We start from the raw sequence: 22,634 nt of genomic DNA, 5'->3' as shown, positions 1-22,634 counted from the left end.
GGGCCTCAGATAGTGTTTTTGTATATCAGGCCGTCTTTCATGATGATTTTGAAGTTGTTGGCTGGATCGGCCACCAGATCGAGGTTCTCCAACGGATTGCCTTCGACGAGCAGGAGGTCCGCGAGCGCGCCTTCTTCGATCACGCCGAGTTTCCCCGGATAGGGGTTGCGACGGCCCGACAGCGCGAGCAGCTCGGCATTGGTCCCGGTCGCCATGACGAGCGCTTCGGCGGGTGTGTACCAGCGGGCAAGCGAGGCCAGGATTGCCCCCTGCTGCTTCGCCAGCGCGCGGGAGAACAGGACATCCGTGCCCCACGCCGTCTTGATCTTGTATTTCTTCGCCAGTTCGTAGGTCCGGCCGATGCCCGGCCACACCTCGTCCGCCTTGGCTCGCTCGACCGAGCCCTCCCGGAGGCCTGTCCTCATCAATTCGGGAAGCGGCTGCAAGCTCAGCCAAATGTCCTTTTCGGCGATCAGCCTGGCGGTTGCCTCGTCCATGAGGAAGCCGTGCTCGATGCATTTCACTCCAGCCGCGATGGCCTTGCGGATCGCATCCGAGGTGAAGGCGTGCGCGGCGACGTAGGTGCCCCAATTCTCAGCAATTTCAACGGCCGCCCGCAGTTCGGGCTCGGTGAAGGTGGTGACGTCGAGCGGGCTGTGGGGCGACGACACGCCGCCGCCCGCCGTCAATTTGATCAACGCAGCCCCCTGCATGAACTGCTCGCGGGCACGCAAACGCACCTCGTCGGGGCTGTCCACAACTATGCTGCCGCCGTTCCTCTCCATGGGGGTGAACAAGCCGCCGATCGTCCGAGGCAAGTCGCTCATCTGACGGAAATCCCCATGCCCGCTGGTCACTGTGATCATGGCGCCGGACGGATAGACGCGCGGTCCCGCTATGATCCCCTGATCTATCGCGCGCTTGAGACCGAACGCCGGCCCGCCCACGTCGCGAACCGTGGTGAAGCCGCGCATCAGCGTATCCGTCGCCTCGTCGCCGGCCGCAAGATTGGCGAAGCCGACGTCGCCCATTACCTCAGCCGGGCCGCTCGCAATCAGCATTGCGTGCCAATGCGCATCGATCAGCCCCGGCATCAGCGTTCGCCCGTTGCCGGCAATGCGCCGCGCGCCTTCAGCCTCGATGGGACTCGTCGAGATGCGCGCGATCACATTGCCCTGGACCAGCACGTTCGATGGAGCGGAAAGAGCGGCGCCTTTTCCGTCGAAGATGCGGACATTTTCGAAAAGCACGTCATCGGCGCTGGCGGTGGCGCAAAGTCCGAGCAGGAGAGCCGCCGCAAGCATTTCTCTGCCTGAGCGAAACAAAGTGAAAACGGAGCGCGCAAGAAAGAACAACGCTGCGGCGCAGGACACGGCATGCGCCACGACCTCGCCTTTTGTCAGCTCCTGCGATCCAAAGGATTTGTGACACATGACGATTATCCTGCTCCAGGAGGAGGTGGTCACGGCGCAAGGACAAGTTCTAGCTTATACGACATGGTCGTCAAGAAGCGTTCCAGACTGGTCTCTTTCGCAGTGAAGGGTCGTTCGAAGGTCAGGCCGATCGTGGTGATACCAGGGCAAGCAGTGCAAGGTTCGCCTGAGGAAGCGATCAGACGAGGGAGCGCGCCCGGAATTGGGTGGGAAGTAGCCGTTCGGTTCATCTGCCAGGACAAGCACGTTGCCAGGGGCGGGTATTCGCCTTGGTCTTTCCTGCGAGGCAGCCGCCCAGAACCCAGGAGAAGGATTGGTAACGGGCTACCCTGTCGCTCCAGTCTTGTCACTTAGGTCGGGGCACGCGACCAAGCGCCCACTTCCGAGCGGCTCACGATCTGGCTCGTGAGCGTCTTCACATGTACCGGGCGGTACAGGTTGACCCGCATCATCTGCGCGATGCCGCGCGCGTCGTTGCGATCAGTCTTGTTCGGCTGCGCCTTCAGGAACGCTTTCGATGCAGATGACCGGCAACCCGGCACTCGTCAGCTCCCCGAGAAGCCATTGTGACAAGGGCCCGGCCTCGAGGCCGACCCTTTCAATGTTCAAGGCAGGATCCTTCAGGATGGCGAGGAGATCGTCGGGGTGGCTGACGACCTTCACCTCGCGGCAGATCCTGCGGATTCATCGACAATGCAACGGCGGTCTCTTTCACCGCGACATCGAGGCCGATAAAGTGCTTCATGCTGCGCTTCCTTTCCTGATGCTTGTGGCTGTTCGAACAGACCACGTTCTATCATCGGCTCGAAGCGCAGCACCTTCCTGCATCGCCGTTGGAGAAGAGAAGGGGCGCAAGCCGAATACCCCTTCTACCTGGCCCCAGGGCTGGCTTGTGCCCGCGCGGTTCGCTGGCTACCTTGCCGGCGGCAGGGAACAACGCCGGAGGATCATTCCGTGAGCATCGAATTCTTGTTGACCTCGCTGATTGTCGTGGCTTCGCCCGGCACCGGCGTTCTCTATACGCTGAGCGCCGGGCTTTCACGTGGCGCGCGCGCCAGCATCATCGCTGCTTTCGGCTGCACGCTCGGCATCATTCCGCATATGGCGGCCGCCATCACCGGTCTGGCGGCGCTGCTGCACACCAGCGCACTCGCCTTCGAGACGCTGAAATATCTGGGCGTCGCCTACCTGCTCTACATGGCATGGAACACGCTGAAGGAGAGCGGCGGCTTGAACGTGGGGCACGATGTCGCGCCGCGCTCGGCCGGCAAGGTGATCACCTCGGGCATCCTCATCAACATCCTCAACCCGAAGCTGTCGATCTTCTTCTTCGCCTTCCTGCCGCAATTCGTCAGCACCACCGAACCGCATGCGCTGTCGAAGATGCTGGAACTCAGCATCGTCTTCATGCTTTTGACGCTTGTCGTCTTTGTCGGCTACGGCATCTGCGCCGCCTCGATCCGCAGCCATGTCGTGTCGCGGCCGATAGTGCTGACCTGGATGCGCCGCACCTTCGCCGGCGCCTTCGTCGCGCTCGGCGCAAAACTGGCGCTGACCGAGCGGTAGGGCCGTAGTGGCGACTTTGGCTGGTTCAACGGTCGTCTGTGGCCGTCGAACTGCCTCGATGCAGATGTTCGAATCCCACCCGACCTCGGCAAGCTCGCCAAGGTGGTGGGCATCCTAGAGCCACTCAACCTTCCAGCAAGTAATCCGCCAAGCTGTAGCAGTGGCTCGCCTGGTAGGCGTTCCGCCCTCGGTTCATGTGCGTCAGATTGAATCTCCGAATGGCGCGCAACACCTGGCGGGCTGCGAGGAATTTGTGGATCGAGGCGGAGCCCCGCACATTGATGCCAAAAATGTCCTCGCCGCGCGGGAAGAAACAGCCGACGTCGTCTGGCGTCGTGACGCAGTGCTCGAGAAAAAGTTCGTCCAATTGGCCGCGCGCGGGTGAATGGTCCGTGGTGAAATCCGAAAGATGCACCAGGAATCTTGCACGGACGCCCTCGCCGTCCGCATAGAGCGTGAAAAGCTCCATCCAGCTCGCATTAACGCGGACAAGCGGCTTGTCGGAAGTCGACGGCAGACAAGAAACCGACCAGTAGTGACGCTCGGATTTGCGCGGGATGGGGATGCAGTTTTCGCCGTAGAGCCTTAGAATCTTCAGAACTTCTTGTGCCTGCGGGCGACGAAGCAGCTTCTGAAATCGCGCGACGTACTTGAACCGCAGTTCCATAGACTCCGAGCGCTCGTCGGCGTCACGCAAGTTCGTCTTGCCTTCTATCCAATTGCGCTGCTGCTCAAAATTCAGAAATTGGCGCAGACCAGTAGTGCTGCGGCGAGGAGTCGTGCTCATGGCAGGTGCCCTTAGAGAATGATGAGAACGACAGCAATTCGCCACAGGCAAGCCTCGGCAGTCTGGCGTCTGTGCTGCGACCTGCTGTGTGAGTTGCCCCGGCGAGCTCGGACTCGTAACATCGGACGGAGGCTCAAGCCCCACGGAATGCCGGCGAGGTCGCGAGTAGCAGGCATTCCCCTATCCCTTCACGTATCCCAGACCTTCGACGATCTTTCCTCCCCGAACGCGCATGATGTTTACCCCTCGAATCCGGTCCGTCTCGTTCCTGCCCCAGCGGAGCTTCCAGCGGATGATCCCGCGGTCCTCGCTGGCCCAAATCTCCTCTGCTTCGAAGACAAGATTCGCAGAGGATGCGATGCCCTTCCAGAAATCGAGGCATGCCTTGCGCCCTTCGTATCGCGCGCCGTCTGGAGTTGGCGCCGTATTTTCGAGAACGCAGCCTTGACCAATCAGATCGTCGAGATCTCCGGGGCGATGTGCCTCAAACGCGTTATGGAAACGTTCAATGATTTTGCGGGTAACTTCGCTGTTGATGTTCATTTTCTCACCTCATTGAGTCATGCAGCCACCGGCTGGCCTTCGCTGGGCGCTGGAGGCGCGCTACGACTTGGATGGTCGCGCTCGACTCCATTCCTGCCTGAGAGTGTCCGGCTATGATTATTACGTTCTTCTCTCCCCTAAACTCCGATCTGCTTGTTCGGATCGGCTTCGACCAGGCAGGGGCGCCGATTGACCCGGAGTTTTTGCGTAAGCGAGGGCTTCCACGATCCGGCCGTCTCGGACGCGGATCAGACTGACGCCCCGGAGCGAACCACCCCCGTCGCCGAAATGAAAGCGCCAGCGGATATTGGCGCGGTCGCCCATCACAACGGTGTCTTCCACCTCGAAGCGGTTCACGCGGTCGGCCGCCATGGTCTGCCAGAACGTCAGATTCACGTCATAACCTTTGTATCGCGTGCCATCCGGTGCCGGCTGGATCGTCTCCATGACGCAGTCCGGGGCAATGAGGTCTTCGAAGATTGCTGGATCGTGTTCCAGAAACGCCTGATTGAACCTGCGAACGATTTCCGATGTCTCCTTAGATCGCATAACGGCCTCCTTCGAAGACGCCGCTGCCGAGCCGCGGCCGGCCCCAACCTTCTTTCAACGACCCCTGCCATTGGGCCTCTGCCTCACGGATGGTCATTCGCTTTTCTCCTCTTCGATGGCATATGATATATGGACCGATCTACATAATATATAGACCGATTGTCATATTGCGGGCAAGGCCTATAATGCTCACTCCTGACAGAGGCTGACATGGCGAACGATACACGCACCCGCATGATTGAAGCGACGGCGCTGCTGCTGAGGCAGCGCGGCTATCACGGCACATCGCTCAACGATATTTTGAGCGCCTCCGGTGCGCCGAGAGGATCGCTCTATTTTCATTTTCCGGGGGGCAAGGACCAATTGGTCGTCGAGGTGACGCGCGACAGCGTCGAAAAGGTGACGCAATGGATGGGTGAGGCGCTCGCCGCCGAGCAGGATCCGGCGGTGGCCGTCCACCACATCTACCAGGCGGTCGCACGCATGCTGGAGGATAACCAGTTCACGCTTGGCTGTCCGGTCGCGCCCGTAGTGCTGGACTCGCCCGCCGACATGCCGGAACTGGCCGAATTATGCCGGTCGGCTTTTCAGCAATGGGTAGGCTTGCTGCAAGCGGCCTTCGTCAGGGCAGGGGTGCCCGAGCGCCGCGCCCACGCTCTGGCGTTGCTTGTCGAATCATCGCTGGAAGGGCTGATGGTGATCGCGCGCGCCACCCGCGACCGCGCCCCGGTGCTGGCGGTCGCCGATGAGGTCGCCGCGCTGGTGGAAAGTGCGTTGCCTGCCAAAGAGGTCGCTGACACGGCGCATTAACGACGCCGTCTGAGCCGGGCAGCCCGCTAGACAAAGCAAACAAAAAGGGCGCCTTTCGGCGCCCTTTCCGTGAATGCGAGACAGTGCTGGATTAGAAATCCATGCCGCCCATGCCGCCCATGCCGCCGCCGCCCATGCCGCCAGGCATGCCGCCGCCAGCCGCCTCCTTCTTCGGAGCCTCGGCGATCATGGCTTCGGTGGTGACCAGCAGGCCGGCGACCGAAGCCGCATCCTGGAGAGCCGTGCGCACGACCTTGACTGGATCGACGATACCCATGGCGATCATGTCGCCATATTCGGCGGTCTGGGCGTTGAAGCCGAAGGTCGGGCCCTTGTTCTCGAGGATCTTGCCGGCAACGATCGATGCTTCCGCACCGGCGTTGGCCGCGATCTGGCGAGCCGGAGCCTGCAGCGCGCGACGCACGATGCTGATGCCCGCCGTCTGGTCGGAGTTGGCGCCTTCAGCCTTGATGCTCAGCGAAGCGCGCAGGAGTGCGACGCCGCCGCCGGGAACGATGCCTTCTTCGACGGCCGCGCGGGTCGCGTTGAGGGCGTCATCGACGCGGTCCTTCTTTTCCTTGACTTCGATCTCAGTCGCACCGCCGACGCGGATGACGGCAACGCCGCCCGCCAGCTTGGCGAGACGTTCCTGCAGCTTCTCCTTGTCGTAGTCCGAGGTGGTCTCCTCGATCTGCTGCTTGATCTGGGCGACGCGGCCCTGGATCTCGGCCTTCTTGCCGGCGCCGTCGACGATGGTGGTGTTCTCCTTGGAGATCGACACCTTCTTGGCGCGGCCGAGCATGTTGAGGCCAACATTCTCGAGCTTGATGCCGAGGTCTTCGGAAATGACCTGGCCACCGGTGAGGATGGCGATGTCTTCCAGCATGGCCTTGCGGCGATCACCGAAGCCCGGCGCCTTGACGGCGGCGATCTTCAGGCCGCCACGCAGCTTGTTGACGACGAGCGTGGCCAGAGCCTCGCCTTCGACGTCTTCCGAGATGATGACCAGCGGCTTCGAGGTCTGCACGACAGCCTCGAGGATCGGCAGCATGGCCTGCAGGTTGGAGAGCTTCTTCTCGTGGAGAAGGATGTAGGCGTCTTCCAGATCCGCAACCATCTTGTCGGCGTTGGTGACGAAGTAGGGCGAGAGATAGCCGCGGTCGAACTGCATGCCTTCGACGACTTCGAGTTCGGTCTCTGCGGTCTTGGCTTCCTCGACCGTGATGACGCCCTCGTTGCCGACCTTCTGCATCGCTTCGGCGATCATCGAGCCGACCGAAGCATCGCCATTGCCGGCGATGGTGCCGACCTGGGCAACCTCTTCCGAGGTCTTGATCTTCTTGGCGTTCTTGATCAGCGTCGCGACGACGTCGCTAACCGCGAGGTCGATGCCGCGCTTCAGGTCCATCGGGTTCATGCCGGCGGCAACCGCCTTGTGGCCTTCCTGGACGATCGACTGCGCCAGAACGGTCGCGGTCGTGGTGCCGTCGCCGGCGATGTCGTTGGTCTTGGAAGCGACTTCGCGGACCATCTGCGCGCCCATGTTCTCGAACTTGTCCTCAAGCTCGATTTCCTTGGCGACGGTGACGCCGTCCTTGGTGATGCGCGGTGCGCCGAACGACTTGTCGATTACGACGTTGCGGCCCTTGGGACCGAGCGTGACCTTCACTGCGTCGGCGAGGATGTTGACGCCGCGCAGCATGCGCTCACGGGCATCGCGGGAAAATTTTACGTCTTTGGCAGCCATTTTTAGCTCCTGGCAGGGGCTTGAATTGAGCCCGAAGATTTAAGTGACGGTGAGGCCGATATTCAGCCGATGATGCCCATGATGTCGGATTCCTTCATGATCAGAAGGTCTTCGCCATTGAGCTTGACTTCGGTGCCCGACCACTTGCCGAACAGGATGCGGTCGCCGGCCTTGACGTCCAGCGGGACGAGCTTGCCGCCTTCGTCGCGGGCGCCGGAACCGACGGCGATGATCTCGCCTTCCTGCGGCTTTTCCTTCGCCGTATCCGGGATGATGATCCCGCCGGCAGTCTTGGATTCGGATTCAACCCGGCGTACGACCACGCGGTCATGAAGCGGGCGGAACTTCGACTTTGCCATTTTTTATTCCTCGATGAGAATGGTGAGAACAGTTCCTCCGTCCGGCGACGCCGGACCTACGCTTAGCACTCACCAATGGAGAGTGCTAACGTGGCGGTGAGATAAGCCGGCGGCTGGCGAGAGTCAAGGCGGTGAATGAGCCGATCAACGCCCGGCGGTGAACTACTGGCCCCTCGGCGAACCAAACTCTAAAAGCGGTTGTCGTTCCGCCAGCGGATAGGATCCGCTCGGCACGGGCGCACTTCGTTGAACCAGTCGCTCGCCTCGTCGACGGGCACGGCAAGCGTCGCAAGGCAAAGTCGTTCGACGGCCTCATCCGCCGGATTGGATAGGGCCCTGCCTTAAACATATACTTGACTAAGTCAAGTAAATGGTTGATCTTGTGCGGGCAGGAGGATGCCATGACAATTCATCATCAACCCGGCAAGGAGCGGATCGATGCCGTGCGGGGCTTCAACCGCTTCTACACCCGTCAGATCGGCCTGCTCGACGAAGGGCTGCTGAAAAGCGCCTTCTCGCTGACCGAGGCTCGGGTGCTCTATGAACTGGCGCATCGCGATGGCCTGACCGCCACCGATCTTGCGCGCGATCTCGGTCTCGATCCCGGCTACCTCAGCCGGTTGTTGAAAAGGTTCGAGGAACGCGGCCTGGTGGAGCGCGCCGCGACGGAAGCCGATGCGCGGCGCTCGTCGATCGCGCTGACGCCGGTGGGAAGGGCGGCTTTCGCGCCGCTGAACCAGGGTTCGCACAATCAGGTCGCGGCCTTGCTCGACCGGCTTCCCGCTCCGGAACAGGACAGGCTGGTCAAGGCGATGCGAACGGTGCAACTCCTGCTGGGCGAGAGTGAAGAGCCCAAAATTCCCTACATGCTGCGGTCTTTGCAGGTCGGCGACATCGGCTGGATCATCCATCGCCAGGGCCTGCTCTACGCGCAGGAATATGGCTGGGACGAAACCTACGAGGCGCTGGTCGCCGAAATCCTCGGCGCCTTCGTCAAATCCTTCGATCCGAAATGGGAACGCAGTTGGATCGCCGAGCGGGAAGGCGAAGTCGTCGGCTCGGTCTTTGTCGTGCGCCAGTCGGACGCGGTGGCGAAGCTGCGCCTGCTCTATGTCGAACCCTCGGCGCGCGGTCTCGGCATCGGCAGGCGGCTGGTCGAGGAATGCATCGGCTTTGCCCGAGCGAAGGGATACAAGACGTTGACGCTGTGGACCAACGACGTGCTCACCTCAGCGCGCCGCATCTACGAGGCGGCCGGTTTCAAATTGGCCGACGAGGAGCGTCACCACGCCTTCGGCAAGGATCTGGTCGGCCAGAACTGGAACCTGGAACTGTAGTGGTGCTTTAGGCCTTGACCGGTATCCAGATTTCCAGCCCGCCATTGCCGCTGCGCGGATCGAAGTCGGGGCCATAGCGCTCGAATTCGGGCGCATCGGCGACCTCATGCCCGGAGGCCGGCAGCCATTTGTTCCAGATCGTGTTGACCGTGCGGCGGATGGTCGAGATGTGGTCACGATGGGCAAACACGGCGTATTTCTGCGCCGGCACGCGCACGCGCGAAAATTCCCTCGGCAGGTCCGAAAAATCGGACACTTCGACGCCGGCGATATAGTCGAAATTGCCTGCATCGTCACCGTTGATGCAGACGCCATACGCGACGTCGCCGATCTCACCAGGAATGTTGCCGATATAGGGGCCGAACCGCTGCCATTGCATCGGGATCCCGGCGCTGGTTTCGCAGCTGTAGCGTTCGCCGAGACCAGCGATGAGAAACGGCCGGCTGGTTTCAAAGCGCGGCGGCTCGAGGGTGGTGAGAATGGACTGGTCCATCAGGATCGGCTCCACGAGATCGAGATTGTTGAGCGAGCCTTGCGCGCGCACCAGTTCCGGCGTTGTGCCGAACTGGTCGCGGAAGGCGCGGGTGAAGGCCTCATGCGAGGCGTAGCCGGCGTCGAGCGCGACCGAGAGGATGTCGGGTGCGCCGGCTGCTAGCTTGCGCGCCGCTTCGGTCAGCCGGCGAGAACGGACGTAGCCCATCACCGAATGGCCGGTCGCCGCACCGAAAGCCCGCGTCACGTGAAAGCGCGACACGCCGCTGCTCTTGGCGACATCGTCGAGCGAGACTGCTTCCGGCAGATGGCTTTCGACGAACCACAGCGCTTTCTCCGTCGGATTCATATTGCTCCTTGCATTGGCCAAATCATGTTGCTGTCTTTCCGCACGGTCAGTTTGATCGAAATTGCGCCTCCCGCAAAATTCAACGACCGTGATCGCGAACTCCCTAGACAGCTGTCCCGTCCGCTAAACCGCGTCACACGGCTCTTGACGTGGCGTCCATGCGGCATCTCAATGTGTTGTCAGGGAGGTGCCGGTGACAATCTCGGCTGCCGATCAGGTCTTTCGCTTCGGCGGGTTCACGCTGGATCTCGCCAGGGGAACGCTGCGCGGTCCCAACGGGCCGGTATTCCTCCGCCCAAAAGCCTATGTCCTGCTGAAGCACCTCTGTCGCAACATGGGCCGTATCGTGCCGAAATCGGAGCTGATGGAAGTTGCCTGGCCCGGCATCTTCGTCACCGAGGATTCCCTGACGCAATCGATCCGCGAGATCCGCAAATCGATCGGCGAGGATATGGTTCGCACCGTCTCCAAGAGAGGCTACATGCTGGCGGCCGAAGCCGAGCAATCGCCTGAGATCGGCGTGCAACCGATCGTGGCGGTGCTGCGCTTCCGCAATGAAGGCGGCGATCCGGCGGACGAGGCGATTGTCGATGGCTTCGCCGAGGATATCATCAACGGGCTGGCACGCTTCGGAACCGTCACCGTCCTGGCGCGCAACTCGAGCTTTTCCTTTTCCTCTTTCGCGCGCGCGGAGTGGCCGCAAATCCGTTCGCGCATCGGCGCGGACTTCATCGTCGAAGGGTCAGTGCGTCGTCAGGGCGAACACGTGGTAGCGGCCGTCAACCTCATCGACACCGCGAGCGCCAGCCAGCTCTGGGGCGACCGCTATCAGTCTCGCGGCACCGGCCTGTTCGCGATCGAGCAGGAGATCGTGGAGCAGATTGTCGGCAGGCTGGTGACGCGGGTCAACAATGCCGGCCTGCAGCAGGCCTCACGCAAGCCGATCACCAGCCTTGCCGCCTATGAACTGGCGCTGCGTGGCTTCGCCCTCTTGCGCGATCCTGCCCAGACCGACCAGCGAGGTGCCGAGGCGTTGTTCGAGGCGGCCATCGCCAAGGACCCGACGTATGGCCTGGCCTACACCTACCTCGCTTTGGCGCGCGCATTGGATGGAGAATTCGGGCGTGCCAGCGACGCGGTGCTGGATAACGCCCGCGACCTTGCCGACAAGGGTCTGTCGCTCTCGCCGGACCAGGCGACCGGCCATCGGGTGCAGTCGCTGGTGCGACTCTATATGCGCGACCATGAAGCGGCCGAGCACCACATGCGCATCGCGCTGCAGCTCAACCCTTATGACGCCGACAGCATCGAGCAGATGGGCATGCTGCTTACAATGCGCGGCAGACCGCTCGAGGCGCTGACCTGGCTGGCGCGTGGCATCCGCATCGATCCTTTGCACCCACATTGGTACCAGTTCGACCGCGCATTGGCGCTCTATATGATGGGAGAATATCGGCAGGCGGCGGAAGCGCTGGAGCTCGCCACGCGCCCGGCACCATGGATCCGGACGAGGCTGGCGGCCTGCTATGCCCAGATGGGCGACATGGAGCGGGCGCGCCGGCAAATCGTCCTCATTGAGGATGGCGATCCTTTCTCGCCGCTCGATTATGCGCTGCGCGGCGTCCCGTTCGAGAACCAGGCCGACGCGGACCATCTCGCCGAAGGCGTTATGCTTGCCCTCGGGCCGCAGGCGCCGCTATGAGGCGGGCGGCGCCTGCCGCGAATTGCTCCATCGGCGCTGCGTTCAGTCGACACGGACGACGACGTAACGACCATGATAGCGCCGGTAGTATGTGGTGCCGCACCGCCAGACGGTGAAGCCGTCGACGTTGGTGCGCACGCAGCCTGTAGGCAAGGCGGCGACGTAAACGGCGGTGTGCCGAAGCACACGTCTTGTCGTGCGCCGCGTCACGCCGGCGACGCTGCCTGGCGTCAACGGCTGGCCGATGCGGGCCTGTGCCTCGCCGACGAAGGAAAGCGGGGCAAGGCCGGCAAGGTCTGTCGCGGCGATCGCTATGCCGATCGCGGCGATGCTGATCGCCTGGCGGCGGGAAGGGGCGGCGGCAACGGGCCGCTCGCCGCTGAACGCATCGGTATGTCTGGTCATTCTCATCTCTCCTTTGCCGTATCGTTGGGTTGCATTGCTGGTGACCGGCGCCGCGCATTGCGCCCCGGCCGGCCTCGGGTCCTCCCGGGATGCGCCGGTCAGCCCGGCGCACCCGGAAGCTCTGGGATGGCGTTGCCGGACCAGGACGTGGTGTCCGGCAGAGCTCGGCTCGCCGGCGCCACATCCCGTGCCGGTGCCTTGATGCCGAACCACGCGACGTAGAGGGTCGGCAGGAAGATCAGCGTCAGCACCGTCGCCACCAGCAGGCCGCCCATCACCGCATAGGCCATCGGGCCCCAGAACACCGTCGGCGCGATCGGGATCATACCAAGGATGGCTGCCGCCGCCGTCAGCAGGATCGGCCGCAGCCGATGCGCGGTGGCGCTGATCACCGCCGACCACGGCTCTTCGCCGGAGGCGATGTGCTGATCGATCTGCGTGATCAGGATGACCGAGTTGCGGATCACCATGCCGATCAGCGACATGACGCCGAGAATGGCGACGAAGCCCATCGGTGCTCCCGACATCAGCAGCGCGCCGGCAACGCCGATCAGCGCCAGCGGAGCGGTGAGCAGCACCAGCACCAGGCGCTGGAAGCTCAGCAGCTGGATCATCAGCACGGTGGTCATGATGAACAGCATCAGCGGGAAGACGACGAAGATGCTCGCTTGCGCTTTGGCGCTGTCCTCCATGACGCCGCCCTGTTCGACGCTGTAGCGGGGCGGCAGTTCCGCCTTGAAGGCAGCGATCGCGCTGTCGAGCTTGCGCACCACGGAGGCGGGATCGGCGCCCGTCGCGACGTCGGCCTGTACGGTCACTGTCGGCAGACGGCCTCGGCGCCAGATCAGCGGCGCCTCGGTCTGATAGGAGAGCGAGGCGACCTGGTCGAGCGGCACGCGGCGTCCGCCCGACGTGCTGACCGTCAGCGTGCGCAGCGTGTCGATGTCGGCGCGTTCCGACTGCACGGCACGGGCCACGATGTCGACCAGATAGGTATCGTCGCGCATCTGCGTGATTTTCGACCCCGACAGAATCGAATTAATCGTGTCGGCAAGCTCCTGCGAGGAGATGCCCAGCGCGCGCGCCCTGTCCTGATCGACCTCGACCTTGATGACCTTGGCAGGCTCGTTCCAGTCGTAGTTGATATTGCGCACGGCACCATTGCTGCCCAGTACCTGTGCGAACTGCTGGGCCAGGCTGCGCGTCTCGTCCGGATCCGGCCCGCTGACGCGGAACTTCAGCGGCCAGCCGACCGGTGGGCCGAGTTCAAGCGGCGTGACGCGGGTCATGACATCGTCGAAGCCGCTGGAGAGCGACTTTTCCAACCGCTCGATGACGGCCTGGCGCACGGCGTGCCCCTTGGTGACGACAACCGCCTGGGCGAAGAAGTCATTGGCGAGCTGGGCGTCGAGCGGCAGATAGAAGCGCACCGCGCCCTGGCCGACATAGAAGCTCCAGTGGTCGATGTCGGGATCGGCGGCGAGCAGCTTCTCGACGCGGTCCACGACCTCGTCGGTCGCCTTGATCGATGCCGTCTGCGGCAAGGTGAGATCGACCATTACCTCCGGCCGGTCGGATTTCGGGAAGAACTCCTGCCCGACATAGCCCATGGCCACAACCGAGAGGGCAAACAGCCCGGCGGTCGCTGACAGCACCAGCCATTTCGCCCGCATCGCCGTCTCGAGCAGCACCCGGAAGCCGCGCGCCAGGCGCGAGGGCTCGTGGCTGCCATGGCGCTTGATGCGCTCAGGCAGCAGGACGACGCCGGTCAGCGGCGTGAACAGCACCGCGACGACCCAGGAGACGACCAGCGCTATACCAACGACCGCGAACAGCGAGAAGCAGTATTCGCCGGCGCCGCTCTTGGCGAAGCCGACCGGCACGAAGCCGGCAATCGTCACCAGCGTGCCGGTGAGCATCGGGAAAGCGGTCGAGGTGTAGGCATACGTGGCGGCCGAGATCCGGTCGTAGCCTTCCTCCATTTTGGAAATCATCATCTCGACCGCGATCATGGCGTCGTCGACCAGAAGGCCGAGAGCGATGATCAGCGCGCCGAGTGAGATGCGCTGCAGCGAGATGCCGAAATACTCCATGGTGACGAAGGTGATCGCCAGCACCAGCGGGATGGCGACGGCCACAACGATGCCCGGACGCCAGCCGAGCGCCAGGAAGCTGACGGCAAGCACGATGGCAATGGCTTCGCTGAGGCTCTTGGTGAACTCGCCGACGGATTCCTCCACCACATGCGATTGGTCGGCGACCAGGCCGAGCTCCACGCCGACAGGCAGTTCGGCCGCCATCTCGTGCATCTTCTCCTTGACGTTCTCGCCAAGCGCCAGCGCATCGCCGCCCGATGTCATCGAGATGGCAATACCGACAGCCGGCCGGTCGTTGAAGCGGAACATCGGCTGCGGCGGGTCGGAATAGGCGCGCTTGACCTCGGCGACATCGCCCAGCCTGAAATAATGGCCATTGGCATAGAGGTTGATCGCCTTCAGGCTGTCCTCAGAGGTGAATTCTCCGGACACCCGAATGGCGATGCGTTCGGGACCGGCATCGACCGTGCCGCTCGGGGTCAGCGCATTCTGCGCCTGCAGCGCCTGCGAGAGCGTGCCGACGTCGAGCCCGAGTGCGGCGACCTTCTGTGTCGAGAATTCCAGATAGATCTTCTCGTCCTGCTGACCGATCAGCTCGACCTTGGCGACGTCCTGCACCGTCAGCAGCCCTGCACGCAGGCTGCTGGCGATGTCTTTCAGCTCGCGATGGCTGAGATCGTCGGAGGTGAGCGCGTAGATCAGCGAGTAGGTGTCGCCGAACTCATCATTGTAGAAGGGGCCTTGGACGCCGGAAGGCATCGTCGACTTGATATCGTCGAGCTTCTTGCGCACCTGGTACCAGAGCGGCTGCACCTGGTCGGCCGCGACCGTGTCCTTCAGGTTGACGAAGACCACGGATTCGCCGGGCTTGGTGTAGCTCTTGACGTAGTCGAGGTTGGGAAGCTCCTCGAGCTTCTTCTCGATCCGGTCGGTAATCTGTTCGACCGTGTCGCTGGTCGTGGCCCCCGCCCATAAAGTCTTGACCACCATAGTCTTGATGGTGAAGGGCGGGTCCTCTTCGCGGCCGAGGCCCGTATAGGCGAACATACCGGCGAGCGCGGCCGCGATCATCAGGTAGATGACGAAGCTCTTGTGGCGCAGCGCCCATTCGGAAAGGTTGAAGCTGGTCATGATGCAACTCCTTGATGGCGCGCGGCGTCTGGCGCGCGGCCGGACGCCGGCTACGTTGTGCTGTTGAAGGTTTGTCGGTGCTGCGCCCGCGATCGGCGGACGCAGCAACTGTCAGGCCAGGCTGTGCATGGTGCCTGCAACCCGGTAGGGCGCGCGCTCGGCCAGCCTTGGCCGGAGCGAGAGCGCCGCGAGATAGCGCTGGAACGCTGCTGCCTCCTGCACCGGCGAGGCCAGCGCGACATGGCCGTCGGGCCGCACCAGATAGGCACCGTCGCGATGCAGGCCCGTGGCTTTGGCCATGTCGGACCAGGCGAAGCTGTGGATCGGGATGCCGGTCGGAGCCAGCATCGCCCGGAACTCGGCAGTCGCCTCGCCATAGACATGCACCTGCCAGTCCAGCGAGCGCAGCGGCTCGAAATTGTTGCCGCTGGCGGTGAGGACATAGGGCAGGCGATCGCCGCCGCTGATTTTCCCGGCCGTGCCGGAACTGATCGGCCCGGAACGGTACTGGATCGCGGCCTGCGAGATCAGGCCGAAGAAGGCGCGCGAGCCGAACGAGGTGTGTAACAGGACGTTCAGGATCTTTGGCATCAGATAGCGGCGAAACAGGCCGACCAGGCGCGAGCGGCTGGTGATGAAGCGGAACGCCGTGTCGGTGCTCTCGATCAACTTCCGAGCAAAGGCGATGCGTTCCGGCTCGTAGCTGTCGAGCAGGCGTTGTTTGGCACGGCCTTGAACCACGGCAGCGAGCTTCCAGCCTAGGTTGACCGCATCGCCCATGCCGGTATTCATGCCTTGGCCGCCGGCCGGGCTGTGGATGTGGCCGGCATCGCCGCAGAGGAATACGCGGCCGACGCGGAAGCGTTCGGCAACGCGGTGGTGGACGCGGTAGGTCGAGAACCAGTTAACTTCGTTGACCTTGATGCCGGTGTCGCGCTCGACATCGGCGCGGATCGCCTCGAAGGTAATCGTCTTGTTGGCTTCATGCGCCTTCGGGACGATGCCGATCAGACGCAGTGAACCGGATTGCCTGACCGGCATGACGATCGCGAAACCGTAAGCGCTGACCGTGGTGTCCATGCCGTTGCGGGTGACCGCGCCGCTGCCCTTCACGTCGGCGACGTAGAAGGCCTGTTCGTAGGTGCCACCCGGGAAGTCAATATTTAGCCCATGCCGCACGGTGCTGCGGGCGCCGTCGCAACCGACGAGATATGCGGCGCAGACTGTCTCGGTCACACCGCCATTGCGCAATGTGGCGACAACCGAACTGGTCCTGTCCTCGAACGCGACCAGCTCCGTATTGCGCTCGACCCGAACCCCGGCGCGCTCGAGATGCGTGATCAGGATGCGCTCGTGAATGTCCTGCGGCAGCGCGAATGCGAAGGGGAACGGGCTGATGCCGCGGCCAAAGTCGGAGATCGGCAGCTTTGCGGCAATGCCGGCCGGCGTGCGCACGGTGAGTTGCTCCAGCCGCACGCCGGCGGCAAGCACGTCCTCGACGATGCCGATCTGGCGGTGGAACTCGAGCGTGCGGGCCTGGACGGCGAGCGCGCGCGATGTCTCGCCTGGACCTGCGGCCTTGTCGAAGATGCGGACCGGCACGCCGAGACGGGTGAGCCAGAGGCCAAGCGTCAGCCCGGTTGGTCCGGCGCCGGCGATCAGGACTTTCGTTTGTGACGGGCTCATCTGGTTTCTCCTGCCACGATGCGAACCTTTTCGTGTTCGCGCAGCCGGTTGATGCCGGCGGTTACGACCAAATCGCCTTCGGCCAGGCCGCCGCTGACGACGACCCGCTCGGTCTCGTAACGAGCAATGACGACGGGCTTCAGCTCGACGGCCGACGAAGCGCCCACAATCCACACGGCCGGCTGACCATCCTTGTCGAACAGTGCACTTCCCGGCAGCACTACGACAGGCGCGCTGGATTCGTTGACACGGCCCGCGACGCTGCTGCCAAAGCGCATTTCATCCGGAGCGTTGCGCAGCGAAACCTTCACTTGGAAGGTGCGGGTGGCGGCATCGGCCACAGGCGACACCTCGCGGATGACGCCGAATGTCGAGATCGCCGGATTGCTCAGCAGCGAGACCATGATCGCCGGCGGATGCCCGGTGCTGCGGCGATTTGAGAAGACAGCCTCGGGGATCGAGAAGACAGCGTCGCGGGCTTGCGGATCGGCGATGCGCACGACCATCTGCCCGACATTGACGAGCTGGCCTTCCTCGGCGCCAGTCGCCGTCACCACGCCGTCGAAATCCGCGTGCAGTTCGGTATAAGCGAGCTGATCCCTGGCCATCTCCAAGCCAATCTTTGCCGAGTCCAGCTTGGCTTGCGCCGAGCGGAGGTTCTTCAACGTCGCATCGTAGCTGGCGCGCGTCGTGAAGCCTTTGGCAAGCAGCGCTCCGAGGCGGGCCTCGGCGGCGCTCGCCTCGACCAGCACGGCCTGCGCCGCCGCGACATCGGCCTCGGCGCTACGCAAGCGGTTGCGATAATCCTGGTCGTCGATGCGGGCGAGCACTTCGCCTTTCCTGACAATCTGGCCTACTGCTGCCGTGCGCTGCACGAGCTTGCCTGAGAGCCGGAACCCAAGGTCGCTTTCGCGCTGTGGGCGGATTTCGCCGATCGCGAGCCGGCTGTCCGCCTGCGGTGCCGGCTTCACCGTCACGGCCTTGACCAGCTTCGCTTCCGGCACATCCGGCTTTGCGCTCGCGGCCTCGCCCTTGGCGGCGTACCAGGTGACGGCGGCGGCGCAGGCGAGCGCCGCGATCGATACGCCGACGAGGCCACGTTTCAACCTGCTGTGGAATGCGGCAGTCATGTTGTCTCCTATCCATGTTGCGGCCGGCGCCGGAATGGGTGCGACAGCCGGCTATGATCCTTGCTGGAGACGGGGCCGGACGCCTTGGCGTGAAAACAGGGTCAATTGGCCCGTTCCCCAGCACGCTTTCATTCGGCTTTTCAGGCGCTGAAATCCCGATCGGATTCTGAGAATTTTCCGATGTTTTGGCGACCGACCTCTTCCATGCTGGAACGGCTGATCCTCGCCGGCCTTGCCGTCTCGTTCATGTTCACCGCCTTGACCAACTATCTCGTCTTTGCCGGCGACCAGCGCGCCGCTCACTCGGTGCTGTTCTGGACGATAGGCGGGCTCGGGCTGGCGCGATGGGACAATGTCGGGCTGGCTGCTCTGGGCGCAGGCACCATCCTTGTCTTCGGACTTTGGAACCACCGTCGGCTCGACGCTTTCCTGGCCGGCGAAAATTCGGCCCCTTGAATGATGAGCACGCTTATAATATATGCTGCTCATGGTTTCCGACGGCATCGATAGATTGGGCTTTTTGATCCACGACGTGCAGCGCCTGATGCGCAAGCGCTTCGAGGCGAGGGCCAGCGGGCTCGGCCTTTCCTCGGCGCAATGGCGGCTTATGGTCCGCGTCGCCAAAGAAGAAGGCATCACGCAAGCGCGGCTCGCCGAGCTTCTCGAGATCGAGCCGATCAGCGTCTCGCGCCTGGTCGACCGCATGGAGGAGAGCGGCTGGATCGAGCGCCGTTCCGACGCCGCCGACCGCCGCGTTCGCATGATCTTCCCGACCGCCAAAGCGAGCGAGGCCTATGCAGAGATCAAGAGCCTCGCCGGCGAAGTCTATGAAGAATCGCTGACCGGCGTGTCGCCGCAAGATCGCCGCATCCTGATCAAGGGTCTGGAGGCGATGGCCAAGAACCTGGCGGACGGCGACACGGCGTCCGCCGAAAAAGTCGAGAGTGCAGAAGGCGCAGCAGCATGAACGCGGTAGCCAAGGTAGATGAGAATGCGAGCAAGCTGGAGATGGAAGCTCCCGCGCAGCCCGCGGCAGCCCCGGTTACGGTCGCTCCGCCGGTAGAACCGGCGCCGGTGGCGCCGAAGAAGAAGCGCCGTGTCGGCCGCTTCCTTTTGATGTTCGCACTCCCCGTGGCACTGATCGCCGGCGGCAGCTACGTCTGGGTGACCGGCGGCCGCTATCAGGAGACCGAGAACGCCAATCTGCAGCAGGCCAAGGTCTCGATCGCCGCCGATACGGCAGGTCGCATCGTTCAGGTCGACATTTTCGACAATCAGTCCGTCAAGCAGGGCGACGTATTATTCGCCATCGATTCCGAGCCCTACCGGATCGCACTGGCCCAGGCCGATGCGGCGGTGGCCGGCGCGCGCCTCAATGTCGAGCAGTTGCGTGCGGCCTACAGCCAGGCGGTAGCGCAGGAGAAGTCCGACGCCAGCCAGGTCGACTACGCGCAGTCGCAATATGACCGGGCCGCCGACCTTGCCCGCAAGGGCATTAACGCCAAATCGTCGCTGGATGAGGCCAGGAACGAACTCGACAAGGCCAAGCAGCAACTGGCCGCGGCCGAGCAGGGCATCCTCAGCGCCAGGGCGGCGCTTGGCGGCAATCCCGATATCGAGACCGACAAGCATCCGACCGTGATGGCGGCGCTCGCCGCACGCGACAAGGCTGCCTACGATTTGGGGCAGACCACGGTCAAGGCGCCGGCCGCCGGCATCATCAGCCAGGCTGCCTCGTTCAAGGTCGGCCAGTATGTCGGCTCGGGTACGCCGCTGTTTTCGCTGGTCGAGACCGGCGACACCTGGATCGATGCCAATTTCAAAGAAACCCAGCTCACCAATATGAAGCCCGGCCAGAAGGCTGAAATCGTGGTCGACACCTATCCGGGCAAGACGTTCGAAGCCACGGTCAAGGCGATCGGCGCCGGCACGGGGGCCGAGTTCTCGCTGTTGCCCGCCCAAAACGCCACCGGCAACTGGGTCAAGGTCACCCAGCGCATTCCGGTACGCCTGCAACTGGCCGATGCCGACGCCAAGATGGTGCTGCGCACCGGCATGAGTGCGACCGTTACGGTGGACACCGGCGTTTCCCGCGGGCTTCCGAGCATCTTCGGCCACGCCACGGCGGGTGAGGCGCAATAGACCACCTCGTTCCATCGGATGATGAAGCCTGACACGTAACAAGTAGAATGCAGGCCGGCGAGAGGAATGCAGATGGCAGGATTGGTCTGAGGGGGATGCGGTGAGGGTTGGGACTCGGACCGGGCTGCATTGCGGCCAGACCGAAGCCTGAACAATCCGACGCAGGCCGCTTTGGTCCTCAGGTTTCCGGGCGGCAGGCGCCCGTTATCGAGACGCTCGGTCGATGTAACTCCCCACATCGATTTCGCGTCCCACCGCGATGAGGGTCTCTCCACACGGAAGGCCTCGCCGCCCGGAAGCCTAGCGCATCGGCCCGAAAATCGGAATCGATTTTCGGAAAGCACGATGCGCAGTCTCAAAAGTACTAGAGCGTACTTTGTGCGTCCAAATGGACGCACGTCACTCTAGTGTACACGTTTTTGTCACCTGCCGGAAGTTCCACATCATGAGCACGCCAGAGCCCTTTCGCGAAGTGCCGCATCGCGGCCTGATAACCGTTGCACTGATGCTGGCGACGATCATGCAGGCGCTCGACACCACGATCGCCAACGTCGCGCTGCCGACCATGACCGGCGATCTCAGCGCTTCCCCCGACAATATCAACTGGGTGTTGACCTCCTACATCGTTGCCGCGGCGATCATGACGCCGGTGACCGGCTGGCTGGCCGACCGCTTTGGCCGCAAGAAGCTGTTCCTGACGGCGGTGGTCGGTTTCACCATCTTCTCCATGCTGTGCGGTCTGGCATGGAGCCTTGAAACCATGGTGCTGTTCCGCCTCATGCAAGGCGTGTTCGGCGCGGCTATCGTGCCGCTGTCGCAGACCTTCCTGCTCGACATCAACCCCAAGGAACGCCACGGCCAGGCCATGGCGATCTGGGGCGCCGGCATCATGCTGGGACCGATCCTGGGCCCGACGCTCGGTGGCTGGTTGACCGAGAATTTCAACTGGCGCTGGGTGTTCTTCATCAACCTGCCGGTCGGCATCCTCGCCTTCCTTGGCATGGCCGCCTACTTGCCGGCCGTTGCAAGGCGGATACGCAGCTTCGATTTCTTCGGCTTTGCCATGTTGTCGCTCGGCGTCGGCGCGCTGCAGCTGATGCTGGATCGCGGCGGCGAGGTCGACTGGTTTTCCTCGGTCGAGATATGGATCGAACTCGGTCTTTCCATCACCGGCTTCTGGGTGTTCATCATTCACACGTTGACGGCGGAGCAGCCCTTCATTGACCCGAAGATATTCCTCGACCGCAATTTTGTGACCGGGCTGGCGTTCATCTTTGTCATGGGCGTGCTCATTCTGGCGAGCATGGCGCTGCTGCCGCCAATGCTGTCGACCATCTTCGGCTATCCGACCGTCACGATCGGTATCGTCATGGGACCACGCGGTGTCGGCACGATGATTTCGATGCTGCTGGTCGGCCGCATCATGCACAAAGTCGATGCCCGAATCCTCGTCGTCATCGGCTTCCTCCTGACCGCGCAATCGCTCTACACCATGTCTAGCTTTTCACCGCAGATGGACAGCTGGCTCATCCTCAGCTCCGGCGTCATCCAGGGCCTTGGAATGGGAATGGTGTTCGTGCCGCTGTCGACCGTGGCCTTCGCCACGCTCGACGCGCGCTTCCGCACCGATGCCACTGCGTTATTCAGCCTGGTGCGCAATCTTGGTTCGTCGATCGGCGTATCGGTGGTGACGGTTCTCCTGGTACCCAACACGCAGGTGAACCATGCCGAGCTCTCAGCTTACATCAACCCGTTCAATCCCAATCTCTGGGCGGCGTTGCCGGCAGCGGCGGGCGGCGATCCGACGGCGCTTTCCCAAGTGGGCGGCATGGTCAATATTCAAGCGATGATGATCTCTTACGTCAATGACTTCAAGCTGCTGATGATGATGACGCTGCTTGCCATCCCGTTTGTTTTCCTGCTGCGCAAGCCAAAGGCCGGTCCGACCGCCGGTCCCGCCGCGCATATGGACTGATGCTCGATCCGGGCTCCGAACTCAAATCGTGACCTGAGAAATCCACGGCCGGTCGCCTCCGGCATCGAACCGGTTCACCGACCATTAGTATATCCGGACCACAATGCACCCGTTTAGCTTGCAGGCGAGCTTTGTTTGCCTCGCCCCATGCACCGAGCCGGAGGAATTCCGTTTGGCCACGAAATCATCGAGGCAAGCCGCCGAAGCGCCCGAAGCGCCCGAATCGGCCAATCTGGCCGCGCTGACGAAACTGACGACCGCCTCGTACGAAAACCTCGAGCGCGAGCTTCGAGCTACGATCGCAACGCTCGAGGGGCAGGCGCTGCGGTTCGAGACGGCGATCGACAACATCTCGCAAGGCATCTGCTTTTTCGACGCCGATGAACGGCTGATCC

General features: G+C 63.0%; 19 protein-coding genes and 2 pseudogenes. 9 read left to right on the top strand and 12 right to left on the bottom strand.

Translation table 11 applies throughout. From position 1 onward, the window contains the following. Positions 1 to 5 precede the first annotated feature (5 nt). A complete protein-coding gene (locus EOA78_RS19035) occupies positions 6 to 1,304 on the bottom strand; it encodes an amidohydrolase family protein (protein WP_127316488.1) in 1,299 nt (432 codons plus the stop codon). A gap of 527 nt (positions 1,305 to 1,831) precedes the next feature. Next, positions 1,832 to 2,178: pseudogene (locus EOA78_RS19030) on the bottom strand (IS110 family transposase); the annotation flags it as partial. Positions 2,179 to 2,387: 209 nt separating this feature from the next. On the opposite strand from EOA78_RS19030, the gene EOA78_RS19025 reads away from it, so the two are divergent. Beyond that, positions 2,388 to 2,999, top strand: a complete 612-nt coding sequence (locus EOA78_RS19025) for a LysE family translocator (protein WP_127316460.1) — start codon at positions 2,388 to 2,390, stop codon at positions 2,997 to 2,999. A 124-nt stretch (positions 3,000 to 3,123) separates the two neighbouring features. On the opposite strand, the gene EOA78_RS19020 is transcribed toward EOA78_RS19025, so the two are convergent. The 3 genes from EOA78_RS19020 to EOA78_RS19010 all read right to left on the bottom strand — a co-directional run bounded on the left by EOA78_RS19020 (position 3,124) and on the right by EOA78_RS19010 (position 4,878). Beyond that, positions 3,124 to 3,786: a hypothetical protein gene (locus EOA78_RS19020; RefSeq protein WP_127316459.1), complete on the bottom strand. Its 663-nt coding sequence runs from the start codon at positions 3,784 to 3,786 to the stop codon at positions 3,124 to 3,126. Between the two features lie 180 nt (positions 3,787 to 3,966). Next, a complete protein-coding gene (locus EOA78_RS19015) occupies positions 3,967 to 4,329 on the bottom strand; it encodes a nuclear transport factor 2 family protein (protein ID WP_127316458.1) in 363 nt (120 codons plus the stop codon). A gap of 120 nt (positions 4,330 to 4,449) precedes the next feature. Continuing rightward, a complete protein-coding gene (locus tag EOA78_RS19010) occupies positions 4,450 to 4,878 on the bottom strand; it encodes a nuclear transport factor 2 family protein (protein ID WP_127316457.1) in 429 nt (142 codons plus the stop codon). Positions 4,879 to 5,088: 210 nt separating this feature from the next. Here EOA78_RS19010 and EOA78_RS19000 point away from each other — a divergent pair, with 210 nt between their 5' ends. Beyond that, positions 5,089 to 5,688, top strand: a complete 600-nt coding sequence (locus EOA78_RS19000) for a TetR/AcrR family transcriptional regulator (RefSeq protein ID WP_127316456.1) — start codon at positions 5,089 to 5,091, stop codon at positions 5,686 to 5,688. Between the two features lie 91 nt (positions 5,689 to 5,779). Here EOA78_RS19000 and groL read toward each other — a convergent pair whose 3' ends face one another. Beyond that, positions 5,780 to 7,435, bottom strand: coding sequence for a chaperonin GroEL (gene groL, locus EOA78_RS18995; RefSeq protein ID WP_127316455.1), 1,656 nt, complete (start codon positions 7,433 to 7,435; stop codon positions 5,780 to 5,782). A gap of 62 nt (positions 7,436 to 7,497) precedes the next feature. After that, positions 7,498 to 7,794 carry a co-chaperone GroES gene (gene groES, locus EOA78_RS18990; RefSeq protein WP_127316454.1) on the bottom strand — a complete coding sequence of 99 codons (297 nt, stop codon included), beginning with the start codon at positions 7,792 to 7,794 and terminating at the stop codon, positions 7,498 to 7,500. A gap of 401 nt (positions 7,795 to 8,195) precedes the next feature. Here groES and EOA78_RS18985 point away from each other — a divergent pair, with 401 nt between their 5' ends. Beyond that, the gene (locus EOA78_RS18985) at positions 8,196 to 9,131 is read left to right on the top strand and encodes a helix-turn-helix domain-containing GNAT family N-acetyltransferase (RefSeq protein WP_127316453.1); all 936 of its coding nucleotides are present in this window, start codon (positions 8,196 to 8,198) and stop codon (positions 9,129 to 9,131) included. A gap of 7 nt (positions 9,132 to 9,138) precedes the next feature. On the opposite strand, the gene EOA78_RS18980 is transcribed toward EOA78_RS18985, so the two are convergent. Then, the gene (locus EOA78_RS18980) at positions 9,139 to 9,972 is read right to left on the bottom strand and encodes an AraC family transcriptional regulator (protein ID WP_127316452.1); all 834 of its coding nucleotides are present in this window, start codon (positions 9,970 to 9,972) and stop codon (positions 9,139 to 9,141) included. Between the two features lie 193 nt (positions 9,973 to 10,165). Here EOA78_RS18980 and EOA78_RS18975 point away from each other — a divergent pair, with 193 nt between their 5' ends. Then, a complete protein-coding gene (locus EOA78_RS18975; protein ID WP_127316451.1) occupies positions 10,166 to 11,674 on the top strand; it encodes a winged helix-turn-helix domain-containing protein in 1,509 nt (502 codons plus the stop codon). Between the two features lie 42 nt (positions 11,675 to 11,716). Here the strand turns inward: EOA78_RS18975 and EOA78_RS18970 are convergent, their stop codons facing one another. The 4 genes from EOA78_RS18970 to EOA78_RS18955 form a co-directional block, all read right to left on the bottom strand. Then, entirely contained in the window at positions 11,717 to 12,079 is a 363-nt protein-coding gene (locus EOA78_RS18970; protein WP_127316450.1) for a hypothetical protein, read from the bottom strand. 98 nt (positions 12,080 to 12,177) lie between these two features. Next, a complete protein-coding gene (locus EOA78_RS18965) occupies positions 12,178 to 15,306 on the bottom strand; it encodes an efflux RND transporter permease subunit (protein WP_281034053.1) in 3,129 nt (1,042 codons plus the stop codon). 111 nt (positions 15,307 to 15,417) lie between these two features. Continuing rightward, complete coding sequence (locus EOA78_RS18960; protein ID WP_127316449.1) at positions 15,418 to 16,992, bottom strand: FAD-dependent monooxygenase; 1,575 nt, start codon at positions 16,990 to 16,992, stop codon at positions 15,418 to 15,420. Beyond that, on the bottom strand, positions 16,989 to 18,122 hold the full coding sequence (locus EOA78_RS18955; RefSeq protein ID WP_127316448.1) for an efflux RND transporter periplasmic adaptor subunit: 1,134 nt from the start codon (positions 18,120 to 18,122) through the stop codon (positions 16,989 to 16,991). Before EOA78_RS18955 ends, EOA78_RS18960 begins: the two co-directional genes overlap by 4 nt. Before the next feature lie 210 nt (positions 18,123 to 18,332). On the opposite strand from EOA78_RS18955, the pseudogene EOA78_RS18950 reads away from it, so the two are divergent. The 5 genes and pseudogenes from EOA78_RS18950 to EOA78_RS18930 all read left to right on the top strand — a co-directional run. After that, positions 18,333 to 18,572, top strand: a pseudogene (locus tag EOA78_RS18950) (iron chelate uptake ABC transporter family permease subunit); the annotation flags it as partial. Positions 18,573 to 18,609: 37 nt separating this feature from the next. Continuing rightward, entirely contained in the window at positions 18,610 to 19,089 is a 480-nt protein-coding gene (locus EOA78_RS18945; protein WP_127316486.1) for a MarR family transcriptional regulator, read from the top strand. After that, positions 19,086 to 20,264: an HlyD family secretion protein gene (locus tag EOA78_RS18940; RefSeq protein ID WP_127316447.1), complete on the top strand. Its 1,179-nt coding sequence runs from the start codon at positions 19,086 to 19,088 to the stop codon at positions 20,262 to 20,264. The genes EOA78_RS18945 and EOA78_RS18940 overlap by 4 nt, the downstream gene beginning before the upstream one ends. A 445-nt stretch (positions 20,265 to 20,709) precedes the next feature. Next, entirely contained in the window at positions 20,710 to 22,239 is a 1,530-nt protein-coding gene (locus tag EOA78_RS18935) for a DHA2 family efflux MFS transporter permease subunit (protein ID WP_127316446.1), read from the top strand. A gap of 172 nt (positions 22,240 to 22,411) precedes the next feature. After that, a partial coding sequence (locus EOA78_RS18930; protein ID WP_164783819.1) for a hypothetical protein occupies positions 22,412 to 22,634 on the top strand: 223 nt, incomplete at its 3' end.

The organism is Mesorhizobium sp. M5C.F.Cr.IN.023.01.1.1, from assembly GCF_003997585.1.
GTDB lineage: Bacteria > Pseudomonadota > Alphaproteobacteria > Rhizobiales > Rhizobiaceae > Mesorhizobium > Mesorhizobium wenxiniae.
This window is presented reverse-complemented; position numbering and strand designations above follow the sequence as displayed.

Coding starts and splice junctions, on each gene's coding strand:
- EOA78_RS18970 (WP_127316450.1), bottom strand. CDS start 12,079: ATGACCAGACATACCGATGCGTTCAGCGGCGAGCGGCCCGTTGCCGCC.
- EOA78_RS18965 (WP_281034053.1), bottom strand. CDS start 15,306: ATGACCAGCTTCAACCTTTCCGAATGGGCGCTGCGCCACAAGAGCTTC.
- EOA78_RS19010 (WP_127316457.1), bottom strand. CDS start 4,878: ATGCGATCTAAGGAGACATCGGAAATCGTTCGCAGGTTCAATCAGGCG.
- EOA78_RS19015 (WP_127316458.1), bottom strand. CDS start 4,329: ATGAACATCAACAGCGAAGTTACCCGCAAAATCATTGAACGTTTCCAT.
- groES (WP_127316454.1), bottom strand. CDS start 7,794: ATGGCAAAGTCGAAGTTCCGCCCGCTTCATGACCGCGTGGTCGTACGC.
- EOA78_RS18960 (WP_127316449.1), bottom strand. CDS start 16,992: ATGAGCCCGTCACAAACGAAAGTCCTGATCGCCGGCGCCGGACCAACC.
- EOA78_RS18945 (WP_127316486.1), top strand. CDS start 18,610: ATGGTTTCCGACGGCATCGATAGATTGGGCTTTTTGATCCACGACGTG.
- EOA78_RS18985 (WP_127316453.1), top strand. CDS start 8,196: ATGACAATTCATCATCAACCCGGCAAGGAGCGGATCGATGCCGTGCGG.
- EOA78_RS19000 (WP_127316456.1), top strand. CDS start 5,089: ATGGCGAACGATACACGCACCCGCATGATTGAAGCGACGGCGCTGCTG.
- EOA78_RS18980 (WP_127316452.1), bottom strand. CDS start 9,972: ATGAATCCGACGGAGAAAGCGCTGTGGTTCGTCGAAAGCCATCTGCCG.
- EOA78_RS19035 (WP_127316488.1), bottom strand. CDS start 1,304: ATGCTTGCGGCGGCTCTCCTGCTCGGACTTTGCGCCACCGCCAGCGCC.
- groL (WP_127316455.1), bottom strand. CDS start 7,435: ATGGCTGCCAAAGACGTAAAATTTTCCCGCGATGCCCGTGAGCGCATG.
- EOA78_RS19020 (WP_127316459.1), bottom strand. CDS start 3,786: ATGAGCACGACTCCTCGCCGCAGCACTACTGGTCTGCGCCAATTTCTG.
- EOA78_RS18935 (WP_127316446.1), top strand. CDS start 20,710: ATGAGCACGCCAGAGCCCTTTCGCGAAGTGCCGCATCGCGGCCTGATA.
- EOA78_RS18940 (WP_127316447.1), top strand. CDS start 19,086: ATGAACGCGGTAGCCAAGGTAGATGAGAATGCGAGCAAGCTGGAGATG.
- EOA78_RS18955 (WP_127316448.1), bottom strand. CDS start 18,122: ATGACTGCCGCATTCCACAGCAGGTTGAAACGTGGCCTCGTCGGCGTA.